Consider the following 13,281-nt stretch of genomic DNA (forward strand, 5'->3'; position numbering starts at 1 on the left):
GCTCGCGGCTCCGGCCTCCAGCGTCGAGCGCGAGGACGGCGTGGGGAACGGTGTGAAGACAGGCCGTGACGTGCGGGGCCGCCGGTTTCGTCCTGCCGGTCCCGTCACGCGAGCCGTGCGGCGGCCGTTTGTTTCGGGGATGTTTCCCCGATCTTGATTCTCGCCCCCGGAGCCCGTCGTGCGGGCGCCTTCCCGAGGGGTGCGACCCCCCTCGCGCCCCGGCCCGGGAAGGGCCGCGAGGCCCCCGTGGCAGGCGGATCGGCCGGATCGCACTTGAGGCAGAGGGTCCCGGTAAGCCACCTTTCTCGACCCGTTGACGCGGCCGTAGCACGTATGTAACATTTGGCCAGCGCCATGCAAAAATATTGCAAAGTCCTGTTAAATTTTCTCTGTTCTCCGCAACTTACGGCAGTGACGTGCTGCGCCCGCACATCCCTCCCACCCCTCCGGAGAGGCCCCAGGTGATGTCGTTCTCGGCATTACGCGGTCGGTCGCCGCCCTGGCGGCCCCGGTTGCGACACTCATCGCCCCCGCGCCGACATTGACCGGCGGTTGACGGCAGGGCCGTCACGGCCCCGCCCGGCAGAGCGTCCCGCGCCGCCCCGGCCGGTCAGGGGCCCGCCATTCCGGACACCTCCCGTCCGGGACTCACCGACAGATCCGACAGATCCGACGTTCACCCATCGCTCGTCCCGCCGGTCACCTCCACAAGAAGGACACCGGCGCACACGGCGACCAGCACCCCCCAGCGACGAACGAGGCACGGCTCGCGGATCGGCCCGTACAAGATCACACGGCTGGCCCGCCCGCCGGATTCCGAGGACCCGGAAGAAGAGGACCGGAGATCCGCACCTCGTGGGCGAGGCACCCCCGGGTGCCGAGCGCGTCGCGTGACGGAGGCCACGGCCTCCCTCCCGACCCTGTCGTTCCAGACGAGAGATAGAGGAACGCAATGAGAAAGCAGTACCTGGCGTTACGGCTGATGGCGGCGATGGCCGCGACCAGCCTGCTCGCTCTGGCCGGGGCGGTCGTCGCGCCGGCCTCGGCGGCGGCCGGCCCCAACCTGGCGGCGGGCAAGCCGGCCTCGTCCAGCACTGTCAGCGCCCCCTACGGCGCGGGCAACGTCACCGACGGCAACGCCACCTCCTACTGGGAGAGCAGCAACAACGCCTTCCCGCAGTGGGTCCAGGTGGACCTCGGGGCCGCGACCAGCGTCGACCAGGTCGTCCTGAAGCTGCCGCCCGCGGCGGCCTGGAACACCAGGACGCAGACCCTGTCGGTGCTGGCGGGCACGAGCTCCACGCCCACCACGACCATCGTGGGCTCCGCCGGATACACCTTCAACCCGGCGACCGGCAACACGGTGACGATCAACTTCGCCGCGACCAGCGCCCGCTACCTGCGGCTGAACATCACCGCGAACACGGGCTGGCCGGCCGGTCAGATCTCCGAGTTCGAGGTGTACGGCCCCGTCAGCGGCGGAGGTGACACCACGCCGCCGACCACGCCGTCGAACCTGGCCTACACCGAGCCGGGCTCGGGCCAGATCAGGCTGACCTGGAACGCCTCGACCGACACCGTCGGCGTGACCGGTTACGACATCTACGCCAACAACGACCTGCGCGGCAGCGTGGCGGGCAACGTCCTGACCTACACCGACACCCAGCCGGCCACCGCGACGGTGTCCTACTACGTCAAGGCCAAGGACGCCGCGGGCAACCAGTCGGGCAACAGCAACACCGTCACCCGCCAGGGCAGCACCCCGTCCGGGACGAACCTGGCCATCGGCAAGGCGATCACCGCCTCCTCCTCGGTCTTCACGTTCGTGGCCACCAACGCCAACGACAACAACACGGCGACCTACTGGGAGGGCAACGGCGGCAGCTACCCCAACACGCTGACCGTCAGCCTCGGCGCGAACGCCACCCTCAGCTCGGTCGTGGTGAAGCTGAACCCCGACAGCGCCTGGGGAACGCGCACCCAGAACATCCAGGTCCTCGGGCGTACGCAGAGCTCGACCACCTTCACCAGCCTGGTGTCGGCGGCGAACTACATCTTCAACCCCGCCACCGGCAACACGGTGACGATCCCGGTCGGCGGCGCCTACGCCGACATCCAGCTCAGGATCACCTCCAACACCGGCGCCCCCGCCGGTCAGGTCGCCGAGTTCCAGGTCATCGGCACCCCGGCGCCGAACCCGGACCTGACGATCACCGGGGTGACCGCGTCCCCCGCGTCCCCCATCGAGACCGACTCCGTCACGCTCTCGGCCACGGTGCGCAACGCCGGCACGGCGGCCTCCGGCGCGACGAACGTCAACTTCTACCTGGGCACCACCAAGGTCGGCACCGCCGCGGTCGGCGCGCTGGCCGCCGGAGCGTCCACCACGGTGACCGCCAACGCCGGTCCCCGTGACGCGGGCAGCTACGCGCTGAGCGCCAAGGTCGACGAGGACAACAGCGTCATCGAGCAGAACGAGTCGAACAACACCTTCGCGGCCTCCGCCCCGCTCGTGATCAGGCCGGTCGACACCTCCGACCTGGTCGCCACGACCAGCTGGACCCCCAGCAACCCGTCCAACGGCGCCGTCGTCACCTTCTCCGTGGCGATCAGGAACCAGGGCACCGTGGCCTCCGCGAGCGGCGCCCACGGCATCACGCTGAACGTCCTCAACGAGGCGGGCACCGTCGTCCGTACCCTGACCGGCTCCCACACCGGCGTGATCGCGCCGGGCGCCACCACCAGCCCGGTGAACCTGGGCACCTGGACGGCGGCCAACGGCAAGTTCACCGTCAGGACGGTCCTCGCCGACGACGCCAACGAGCTCCCGGTCAAGCGGGCCAACAACACCAGCACCCAGCCGTTCTTCGTCGGCCGCGGCGCCAACATGCCGTACGACATGTACGAGGCCGAGGACGCCGTCGTCGGCGGCGGGGCGACCGTGGTCGGCCCCAACCGCGAGATCGGCGACCCCGCCGGTGAGGCGTCCGGCCGCAGGGCCGTGACGCTGAACAGCACGGGCAGCTACGTCGAGTTCACCACCAAGGCCAGCACCAACACCCTGGTCACCCGCTTCTCCATCCCCGACTCCGCGGGCGGCGGCGGCATCAACTCGACGCTGAACGTCTACGTCAACGGCACCTTCCTCAAGCCCATCAACCTGACGTCCAAGTACGCCTGGCTGTACGGCCCCGAGGCCGGCCCCAACAACTCGCCCGGCTCCGGCGGCCCGCGTCACATCTACGACGAGGCCAACGTCATGCTCGGGACCACCGTCCCGGCCGGTAGCAAGATCAGGCTGCAGAAGGACCCGGCCAACAGCACGACGTACGCGATCGACTTCATCAACACCGAGCAGGTCTCGCCGGTCGCGAACCCCGACCCCGCCAAGTACACGACCCCCACCGGCTTCACCCACCAGGACGTGCAGAACGCCCTGGACCGGGTGCGGATGGACACCACCGGCAACCTGGTCGGCGTCTACCTTCCGGCGGGCACCTACCAGACGGCCAGCAAGTTCCAGGTCTACGGCAAGGCCGTCAAGGTGGTCGGCGCGGGCCCCTGGTACACCCAGTTCCGCGCGCCCGACACGCAGGACAACACCGACGTCGGCTTCCGCGCCGAGGGCACCGCGAGGGGCTCGTCCTTCTCGAACTTCGCCTACTTCGGTAACTACACCTCGCGCATCGACGGTCCCGGCAAGGTGTTCGACTTCTCGAACGTCAGCGACATCGTGATCGACAACATCTGGAACGAGCACATGGTCTGCCTCTACTGGGGCGCCAACACCGACCGGGTGACGATCAAGAACTCCCGCATCCGCAACATGTTCGCCGACGGCATCAACATGACCAACGGCAGCACGGACAACCTCGTCAGCAACAACGAGGCCCGCGCCACCGGTGACGACAGCTTCGCGCTGTTCTCGGCCATCGACGCAGGCGGCGCCGACATGCGCGGCAACGTCTACGAGAACCTGACGTCCATCCTGACCTGGCGGGCCGCGGGCGTCGCGGTCTACGGCGGGTACGACAACGTCTTCAGGAACATCTACATCGCCGACACGCTGGTCTACTCCGGCATCACGATCAGCTCGCTGGACTTCGGCTACCCGATGAACGGCTTCGGCGCCAGCCCGCCCACCAGGTTCGAGAACATCTCGATCGTCCGCGCCGGCGGACACTTCTGGGGACAGCAGGTCTTCCCGGCGATCTGGATCTTCTCCGCCTCCAAGGTCTTCCAGGGCATCCGCGTCAACAACGTGGACATCGTGGACCCGACCTACGGCGGCATCATGTTCCAGACCAACTACGTCGGCGGCCAGCCGCAGAACCCGGTCACCGACACGATCTTCACGAACGTCTCGATCACCGGTGCCAAGAAGAGCGGCGACGCCTTCGACGCCAAGTCCGGCTGGGCCATCTGGGCCAACGAGATGCCCGAGCCCGGCCAGGGCCCGGCGGTCGGCTCGGCCACCTTCAACAACCTCCAGCTGAGCAACAACTTCCAGAACATCAGGAACACGACGTCGACCTTCACGATCAACGTCAACCCGTGACCCCGTAGGAAGGACGCGGGAAAACCGTGGTGCCGGTGCCGCCGGGAGGTCCGACCCTCCCGGCGGCACCTTTTCCCGTTGGCCTGTTCGCCGCCGACCAGCGGGAAGATCCTCGTACAATGTCCCGATGGTTTCCCCCGAGAACGGCCCCGAGGTGAGTGACGCGTCGCGGGTCCTGCAGCGCGTCTTCGGCTACGACTCGTTCCGGGCGGGCCAGCAGGAGATCATCGAGCACGTCGTCTCCGGTGGCGACGCCCTCGTGCTCATGCCGACCGGCGGCGGCAAGTCGCTGTGCTACCAGATCCCCGCCCTCGTGCGGAAGGGCACCGGAGTGGTGATCTCGCCGCTCATCGCGCTCATGCAGGACCAGGTCGACGCCCTGACCGCGCTCGGCGTACGGGCCGGGTTCCTCAACTCCACCCAGGACTTCGAGGAGCGCCGCGCCGTCGAGTCGGCCTTCCTCTCCGGCGAGCTGGACCTGCTCTACCTGGCGCCGGAGCGCCTGCGGGTCGACGCGACGCTGCGGCTGCTCGACAGCGGGGTGATCTCGCTGTTCGCCATCGACGAGGCGCACTGCGTGGCCCAGTGGGGGCACGACTTCCGGCCCGACTACCTCGCGCTGTCCGCGCTGCACGAGCGCTGGCCCGACGTGCCGCGCATCGCGCTGACCGCGACGGCCACCGAGGCCACCCACGCCGAGATCGCCTCCCGCCTGAGCCTGGAGGGGGCCCGCCACTTCGTGGCGAGCTTCGACCGCCCCAACATCCAGTACCGCATCGCCCCCAAGAACGAGCCCAAGCGGCAGCTGCTGGAGCTGCTGCGCACCGAGCACGCCGGGGACGCGGGCATCGTCTACTGCCTGTCGCGCAACTCGGTCGAGAAGATCGCCGAGTTCCTGGTGCAGAACGGCATCGAGGCGCTGCCCTACCACGCGGGACTCGACTCCCGCGTCCGCGCCGCCAACCAGGCCCGATTCCTGCGTGAGGACGGCCTCGTCATGGTCGCCACCATCGCGTTCGGCATGGGCATCGACAAGCCGGACGTGCGCTTCGTCGCCCACCTCGACCTGCCCAAGTCCGTCGAGGGCTACTACCAGGAGACCGGCAGGGCCGGACGCGACGGCCTGCCCTCCACCGCGTGGCTCGCCTACGGCCTCCAGGACGTCGTGCAGCAGCGCAAGATGATCGACACCTCCGAGGGCGACGACGCCCACCGCCGCCGCCTGGCCGCCCACCTGGACGCCATGCTGGCCCTGTGCGAGGCGGTCGAGTGCCGCCGTACGCGGCTGCTCGCCTACTTCGGCCAGGAGGGCACCGCCTGCGGCAACTGCGACACCTGCCTGTCGCCGCCGGAGTCGTGGGACGGCACGGTCGCCGCGCAGAAGGTGCTGTCGACCGTGTTCCGGCTCATGCGCGAGCGCCGCCAGAAGTTCGGCGCCGGGCAGATCATCGACATCCTCCTCGGGAAGAAGACGGCCAAGGTCATCCAGCACGACCACGACGGCCTGACGGTCTTCGGCATCGGCACGGAGCTGGGCGAGGCCGAGTGGCGCGGGGTGGTGCGCCAGCTGCTGGCCCAGGGGCTGCTCGCCGTCGAGGGCGACTACGGCACGCTGGTGCTGACCGAGGCGAGCGCGGAGGTCCTGGGCCGCAAACGCCAGGTCCCGCTGCGCCGCGAGCCGGAGAGGGCGCCGAAGGCCGCCAGGCCCGCCAAGGGCTCCACCTCGCGCCGGGCCGAGCCCGTCGAGATGCCGGAGGAGGCGGCCCCGGTGTTCGAGCTGCTCCGCGCCTGGCGCGGGGCCACCGCGAAGGAACAGGGCGTGCCCGCGTACGTGATCTTCCATGACGCGACCCTGCGCGAGATCGCGACCAGGGCCCCCTCGTCCCTGGCCGAGCTGGGCACGGTCAGCGGGGTCGGGGAGAACAAGCTGGCCAAGTACGGTCAGCAGGTCCTCGACACCCTCGCCGGAACCGGCCGCGATTCCGGTGGCGAGGAAGTCCTTCTGGAGTTCCCCTGAGGTAGAATCAGCCGAATTCGGGCTCAAGGGCCCGCGCAGTGAGACGCACACAGGAGCCTGGAGGCTGTCGTCCGCCTCCGGGCTTCTCGCGTTGACGGATCCCCCCGCGGCTGCGGACTCCCGAAAAAAGAGGACGATCGTTGGCTGACAGAAGGAACGATCCGGTGGTGGTCGTCGGGCTCGGCCGCTTCGGCAGCTCCCTGGCGGTCGAGCTGTTCCGCAGGGGCACCGAGGTGCTGGCCATCGACAGCCGCCCCAAGGTGGTGCAGAGCCTGGCGGGGAAGCTCACCCACGTCGTCGTCGCCGACTCCACCGACATCGAGGCGCTGCGGCAGATGGGAGTGCCCGACTTCTACCGGGCGGTGGTCGCCATCGGCACCGACCTGGAGTCCAGCATCCTCACCACGTCCCTGCTCGTCGAGCTGGAGATCGAGGACGTCTGGGCCAAGGCGATCAGCCGCGAGCACGGCCGCATCCTGGAGCGGGTCGGCGCCCACCACGTGATCCTCCCCGAGCACGAGATGGGGGAGCGGCTGGCCCACCTGCTCAACGGGCGGATGCTCGACTACATGGAGGTGGACGGCGACTACGCGGTGGTCAAGACCCGCCCGCCCCGCGAGTACGTCGGCGTGCCCCTGGGCGAGTCCAACCTGCGGCGCAAGTACGGGGTGACCGTCGTGTGCGTGAAGGGCCAGTACGACGAGTTCACCTACGCCGACGCCGGGACCGTGCTGGGGTACGGGGACGTGATCGTCATCGCGGGCAAGATCGAGCAGGTGGAGCGGTTCACCGAGCTCCCGTGAGCCTTCCCAGGGCGTACGCCCGTCTTTTCGTGAGCCCTCCCTGGGCGTACGCCTGGTTACCGTTCCCACCTGGTTGAGTCCTCTCTGGGCGTACGCCCGTCCTCCCCTGAGCCCTTCCTGGGTGTACGCCCGTCCTTGTCGGGGACGCCGGGTTCCCGCTCGGTTGAGTCCTCCTGGAACATCCGGATTTTCCGGAGATTCCGGGTCCCCCGCCGCCCATGATCGATCTAGACTGGGCCGAACTCACTAGAATGGAGTTCGGTAGCGATGCGATTCGGACTGTTCATCAACGGCTCCCGGAAACCCGACGCGTTCGGCGACCTGCGGGAGCGCATCGCCCGCGCCGCCGACGACGGCTTCTCCTCCGTCTGGGTGTCGCACGTGTTCGACCTCGACGCCCTGACCGTGCTCGCCGTGGCCGGGGGCCAGGTTCCCGGGATCGAGCTCGGCACCGCCGTCGTCCCGACTTACCCGCGCCATCCGGCGGCCCTCGCCCAGCAGGCGCTCACCGTCAACGCCGCCCTCGGCGGGCGGCTCGCCCTCGGCATCGGGCTCTCGCACCAGGTCGTGATCGAGAGCATGTACGGCATGAGCTTCGAGCGGCCCGCCCGCCACATGCGCGAGTACCTGTCGATCCTGATGCCGCTCGCGCGCGGGGAGAACGCGGCCTTCCAGGGGGAGACCCTCACGGGACAGATCGGGCTGAACATACCGGGGCCGAAGGACATGCCCGTGCTCATCGCCGCCCTGGCCCCGAGGATGCTCAGGCTGGCCGGGGAGATGGCCGACGGCACCGTACTGTGGATGACCGGTACCAGGACGGTGGCCGAACACGTGGTGCCCGCCGTCACCGAGGCCGCGCGGGCCGCCGGACGTCCCGCGCCGAGGATCGTGTGCGCGCTGCCCGTCTGCGTCACCGACGACCCGGAGGAGGCCAGGGCGCTGGCCGCCGAGCGGTTCGAGATCTACGGCCAGCTGCCGTCGTACCGGGCGGTGCTCGACAGGGAGGGCGCCGAGGGCCCGGCGGACGTGGCGATCATCGGCGACGAGGACGAGGTGTCGGCGCGGATCGAGGCGCTCGCCAAGGCCGGGGTCACCGACTTCGTCGCCGCCGAGTTCTCCCGGGGCACCCGGACGAGGGAGTTCCTCAAGAGCCTTTTCTGAGGGCCCCGGCTCCGGGGCCGAGGGGTCTCCGGCCCGGACGATCGTCTCCGGCCGGAACACCCGCCTCCGGCCCCGCAGGCAGGGGAGGTCTCCACGTCTCCGGGCCCCTCGCTTTCCCGTGGAGGCCCCTCGCGCGGGGAGGTCCCTTTCCTGTGGGGCGCCCCACGCGGGGCCCGCCCCGTTCAGACGCCGAAGGCGCTCAGGGCCGCCCAGGCCGTCCCCGCCCCGGTGACGGTCCCCGCGGCGACCTGGGCGGGCGTGTGGTGGGTGAGCCTGACCCGCGCCCAGCACACCGTCGCCACCACCAGCGCGCCCGCGACCAGCGTGGGCACGGGCGGCAGCACGTGGGCCAGGACCACCACGGTGCCCGCCGACACGGCCGCGTGGAAGGAGATCTTCCACCAGAGGGTGATCGGGACCGTCACCACGAGCGCGGCCAGCATCGCGGTCACCGTGGCCACCAGGAGCCGGGGCGCGCCCAGGAGGATCAGCAGCGTCAGCGCGACGACCACCGCCGCGACCGCCACCAGCAGCGGAACCGTCCGGCTCGCCCGGTCGACCAGGTGGTGGGAGTCCAGGCGCCCGGAACGGACCCCGGACAGGATCACCAGGGCCGGGATCCCGCCGCACAGGGCCGAGGCCACCAGGCCCCAGGCCGCGCCCGGCCAGCCGTCGGCCATCAGCCCGACGAGCGGGGGCAGCCCGATGACCAGCACCTGCGGCGCGAACAGCCCGGTCACCCACCGGGCCGCCGCCCCCGCCGCGCTCTCACCGTCGCCCGCCGTCTCCTGACCGGTCATCTACATCCTTCCAGCGCGAAGAGCCCGCTCCCGAGCCTCCGATGAGGCACTCGCGTCGACATGAGGGCCGCGGGCCCGCGTGGGGCCCGTGGGGCCACCCTGCCAGCTGAGGCCCCCGGGTCGCGAGGAGCGACCCGGACGGCCTTTCCGGCGGCGTCCCGGCGGACCGCGCCCACGGCGGACCTCCCGGGCATGAGACGCGGGAGACGACGGTCAGTCGTTGGCGTGCAGGACGCTGTTGAGCTCCACGCTCGTCCCGCCGCGGGGCACGGCCTCGACCGCGCCCGAGGTGGAGTTGCGGCGGAACAGCAGGCCGGAGGCGCCGGAGAGCTCGGCCGCCTTGACCACCCGCCCCTCGGGCAGGGCCACCTTGGTCCCGGCGGTGACGTAGAGGCCCGCCTCCACGACGCAGTCGTCGCCCAGGGAGATGCCGACGCCGCTGTTGGCGCCCAGCAGGCAGCGCCGCCCGATGGAGATGACCTGCTTGCCGCCGCCGGACAGGGTGCCCATGATCGAGGCGCCGCCGCCGACGTCCGAGCCGTCGCCCACGACGACGCCCGCCGAGACGCGGCCCTCGACCATGGAGGTGCCGAGCGTCCCGGCGTTGAAGTTGACGAAACCCTCGTGCATCACGGTCGTGCCGCTCGCCAGGTGCGCGCCGAGGCGGACCCGGTCGGCCTCGGCGATCCGTACGCCGGTGGGCAGCACGTAGTCGACCATCCGGGGGAACTTGTCCACGCCGTAGACGGTCACCTGCCCCCGGGCGCGCAGGCGGAGCCGCACCTGCTCGAAGCCCTCGACGGCGCACGGGCCGTGGTTGGTCCACACCACGTTGCTGAGCAGGCCGAACAGCCCGTCCAGGTTCTGGCCGTGCGGCTGGACGAGCCGCGCCGACAGCAGGTGCAGGCGCAGGTAGGCGTCGTGGGCGTCGGCCGGGGCCTCCGACAGCTTGGTGATGCCGGTGCGTACCGCGACCACCTCCACGCCGCGGTCCTCGTCGGGGCCGAGAAGCGCGGCGACCCCGGAACCGAGCTCCTCGACCGCCTCCCGTTCGGTCAGCCGCGTGGTGCCCGGCGAGGAGGGCTCGCCCAGCTGCGGGGACGGGAACCACGTGTCGAGCACGGTCCCGCCGGAGGTCATGGTCGCGATGCCGGCCGCGTACGCGCCGGAGGTCTGGGCTGCTGCGTTCACGCCGACCAAGCCTAGCCAAAGCAGCCGCAATGGCAGTACGCCGAGGGAGCGTCGGGCGTGTGCCCGGGGCGCCCGGCGGTTAGCGTGGCCGCCATGTTGCAGGGGATCGACGTGTCGAACTGGCAGGGCGCCGTCAACTGGGGCGCGTACGCGAGGGGCGGGGTCTCCTTCGCCTTCGCCAAGGCCAGCGAGGGGAGCACCTTCACCGACAAGTGGTTCGGCACCAACTGGAACGGCATGCGCGAGAGCTGGATCGTCTGCGGCGCCTACCATTTCGCCCGTCCGGCCGGAGATCCCGAGGCGCAGGCGGTGCACTTCCTGCGGATCGTGCGGCGGGCCGGAGGGTTGCGCAGGGGGGACCTGCTCGCGCTGGACCTGGAGACCAACGACCACCTCCCGGCGCACCGGGTGGCGCGGTTCGCCCGCAGCTGGTGTCAGGCGATCGTCGCCCTGGCCGGGGTGAAGCCGGTGGTCTACACGTTCCTGTCGTTCGCGCGCAACGGCAACTGCGCCGGGCTGGAGCCCTACCCGCTGTGGATCGCCGCGCCCGACCATCCCCGGGGCAGGCCGGAGGTGCCGAGCCCGTGGGACAGGTGGACGATCCATCAGCACTCGAACAAACCCGTCGACCGCAACGTCTTCCGCGGCACCCGGGCCGAGCTGACCTCCCTGGGCTACCGCCGGAGCCGCGACGCCTGAGAAATCGCGTTGCCGGCACCGGTAGCATCGATCCCCAGACCATTCGTCGACGTCTCCCAGGGAGCAACAGTGTCCGCCGTGCCAGAACTTCGTATCACCCTCGCCGGAGCCGCGCGTGTGGTGGCGGGAGGCACGACGTACGGGGAGGCGCTGGAGGCCGACGGCCGCTCGGTGGTGGCCGCCCGCGCCAACGGCGAGCTGAAGGACCTCGCGGCCCACGTGGCCGAGGGCGACGTGATCGAGCCGGTCGCCGCGAGCAGCCCCGACGGGCGCGCCATCGTCCGCCACTCCACCGCGCACGTCATGGCCCAGGCCGTCCAGGAGATCTTCCCGGGGGCGAGGCTGGGCATCGGCCCGCCGGTCGAGAACGGCTTCTACTACGACTTCGACGTCAAGGACCCGTTCACCCCCGAGGACCTCAAGCGCGTCGAGAAGCGCATGCGCGAGATCGTCAAGCAGGGGCAGATCTTCTCCCGCAGGCCCGTCTCCGACGAGCAGGCCGCCGAGGAGCTCGCCTCGGAGCCGTACAAGCTGGAGCTGATCGGCCTCAAGGGCGGCGCGGGCGACGAGGAGAGCGTCGAGGTGGGCGGCGCCGAGCTGACCATCTACGACAACCTCGACGCCAAGACCGGCGAGCTGCGCTGGAAGGACCTGTGCCGGGGCCCCCACGTGCCGACCACCCGGTCCATCCCGGCGTTCAAGCTGATGCGCTCCGGCGGCGCCTACTGGCGGGGCAGCGAGAAGAACCCGCAGCTCCAGCGGATCTACGGCACCGCCTGGGAGTCGCGCGAGAAGCAGGACGAGTACCTCCACATGCTGGAGGAGGCCGAGAAGCGCGACCACCGCAAGCTGGGCGTCGAGCTCGACCTGTTCTCCTTCCCCGACGAGCTGGGCTCGGGCCTGCCGGTCTTCCATCCCAAGGGCGGCGTGATCCGCCGCGTGATGGAGGACTACTCGCGCAAGCGGCACGAGGAGGCGGGATACTCCTTCGTCAACACCCCGCACATCACCAAGAGCAAGCTCTACGAGATCTCCGGCCACCTCGACTGGTACAAGGACGGGATGTTCCCGCCCATGGAGCTCGAAGGCGCCGAGTACTACCTCAAGCCGATGAACTGCCCGATGCACAACCTGATCTTCAAGTCGCGCGGGCGGTCCTACCGGGAGCTGCCGCTGCGGCTGTTCGAGTTCGGGGCGGTCTACCGCTACGAGAAGTCCGGCGTCATCCACGGCCTGACCCGGGTGCGCGGCATGACGCAGGACGACGCGCACATCTACTGCACCCGCGACCAGATGCGCGACGAGCTCAAGTCGCTGCTGCGCTTCGTGCTCGACCTGCTCCGCGACTACGGGCTCGACGACTTCTACCTGGAGCTGTCGACCAAGGACCCGGAGAAGTTCGTCGGCTCCGACGAGGTGTGGGAGGAGGCGACCGAGACGCTGCGCGAGGTCGCCGAGTCCGAGAAGCTGGAGCTCGTCCTCGACCCCGGCGGCGCCGCCTTCTACGGCCCCAAGATCTCCGTGCAGGCGCGCGACGCGATCGGCCGCACCTGGCAGATGTCGACGATCCAGCTCGACTTCAACCTGCCCGAGCGCTTCGAGCTCGAGTACCAGGCCGCCGACGGCACCCGCCAGCGGCCCGTCAAGATCCACCGGGCGCTGTTCGGGTCGATCGAGCGCTTCTTCGGCGTCCTGGTCGAGCACTACGCGGGCGCGTTCCCCCCCTGGCTCGCGCCGGTCCAGGTGGTCGGCATCCCGATCGCCGAGGCCCACGCGCCCTACCTTCAGGACCTGGCGAAGAAGGCCCGCGAGCGGGGCATCAGGATCGAGGTCGACGCCTCCGACGACCGCATGCAGAAGAAGATCCGCAACGCGCAGAAGTCCAAGGTGCCCTTCATGCTCCTGGCGGGCGACGACGACATCGCCAACGGCGCGGTCTCCTTCCGCTTCCGCAACGGCGAGCAGAAGAACGGGGTGCCGGTCGACGAGGCGATCGCCGAGATCGTCGACGCGATCGAGCGCCGCCTCCAGGTCTGAGCCCTCCCCGTG

General features: G+C 70.2%; 8 protein-coding genes. 6 read left to right on the top strand and 2 right to left on the bottom strand.

Going from position 1 to position 13,281, the window contains the following annotated elements; translation table 11 throughout:
• Positions 1-952 precede the first annotated feature (952 nt).
• From ACW9TB_RS24905 to ACW9TB_RS24920, 4 genes are all read left to right on the top strand, one after another.
• Positions 953-4,558, top strand: coding sequence for a galactose-binding domain-containing protein (locus ACW9TB_RS24905; protein ID WP_472750473.1), 3,606 nt, complete (start codon positions 953-955; stop codon positions 4,556-4,558).
• 127 nt (positions 4,559-4,685) lie between these two features.
• Positions 4,686-6,575, top strand: coding sequence for a DNA helicase RecQ (recQ, locus tag ACW9TB_RS24910; RefSeq protein WP_472750474.1), 1,890 nt, complete (start codon positions 4,686-4,688; stop codon positions 6,573-6,575).
• A 140-nt stretch (positions 6,576-6,715) separates the two neighbouring features.
• Complete coding sequence (locus ACW9TB_RS24915; protein ID WP_472750475.1) at positions 6,716-7,378, top strand: potassium channel family protein; 663 nt, start codon at positions 6,716-6,718, stop codon at positions 7,376-7,378.
• Positions 7,379-7,645: 267 nt separating this feature from the next.
• Entirely contained in the window at positions 7,646-8,542 is an 897-nt protein-coding gene (locus tag ACW9TB_RS24920; protein WP_472750476.1) for an LLM class F420-dependent oxidoreductase, read from the top strand.
• A gap of 182 nt (positions 8,543-8,724) precedes the next feature.
• Here ACW9TB_RS24920 and ACW9TB_RS24925 read toward each other — a convergent pair whose 3' ends face one another.
• On the bottom strand, positions 8,725-9,342 hold the full coding sequence (locus ACW9TB_RS24925) for a hypothetical protein (RefSeq protein ID WP_472750477.1): 618 nt from the start codon (positions 9,340-9,342) through the stop codon (positions 8,725-8,727).
• A gap of 213 nt (positions 9,343-9,555) precedes the next feature.
• Complete coding sequence (dapD, locus tag ACW9TB_RS24930) at positions 9,556-10,533, bottom strand: 2,3,4,5-tetrahydropyridine-2,6-dicarboxylate N-succinyltransferase (protein ID WP_472750478.1); 978 nt, start codon at positions 10,531-10,533, stop codon at positions 9,556-9,558.
• A gap of 93 nt (positions 10,534-10,626) precedes the next feature.
• Between dapD and ACW9TB_RS24935 the strand changes: the two genes are divergently transcribed.
• Both ACW9TB_RS24935 and thrS read left to right on the top strand, forming a co-directional pair.
• Complete coding sequence (locus ACW9TB_RS24935) at positions 10,627-11,232, top strand: glycoside hydrolase family 25 protein (protein ID WP_472750479.1); 606 nt, start codon at positions 10,627-10,629, stop codon at positions 11,230-11,232.
• A 69-nt stretch (positions 11,233-11,301) separates the two neighbouring features.
• Positions 11,302-13,269, top strand: coding sequence for a threonine--tRNA ligase (gene thrS / locus ACW9TB_RS24940; RefSeq protein WP_472750480.1), 1,968 nt, complete (start codon positions 11,302-11,304; stop codon positions 13,267-13,269).
• Positions 13,270-13,281: the final 12 nt, after the last annotated feature.

The sequence above is a fragment of the Streptosporangium sp. H13245 genome, assembly GCF_055690525.1.

What these genes read in the sequence shown, in the direction of transcription:
- ACW9TB_RS24905 (WP_472750473.1), top strand. Translation starts at nt 953, where the DNA reads ATGAGAAAGCAGTACCTGGCGTTACGGCTGATGGCGGCGATGGCCGCG.
- recQ (WP_472750474.1), top strand. Translation starts at nt 4,686, where the DNA reads ATGGTTTCCCCCGAGAACGGCCCCGAGGTGAGTGACGCGTCGCGGGTC.
- ACW9TB_RS24920 (WP_472750476.1), top strand. Translation starts at nt 7,646, where the DNA reads ATGCGATTCGGACTGTTCATCAACGGCTCCCGGAAACCCGACGCGTTC.
- ACW9TB_RS24925 (WP_472750477.1), bottom strand. Translation starts at nt 9,342, where the DNA reads ATGACCGGTCAGGAGACGGCGGGCGACGGTGAGAGCGCGGCGGGGGCG.
- ACW9TB_RS24935 (WP_472750479.1), top strand. Translation starts at nt 10,627, where the DNA reads ATGTTGCAGGGGATCGACGTGTCGAACTGGCAGGGCGCCGTCAACTGG.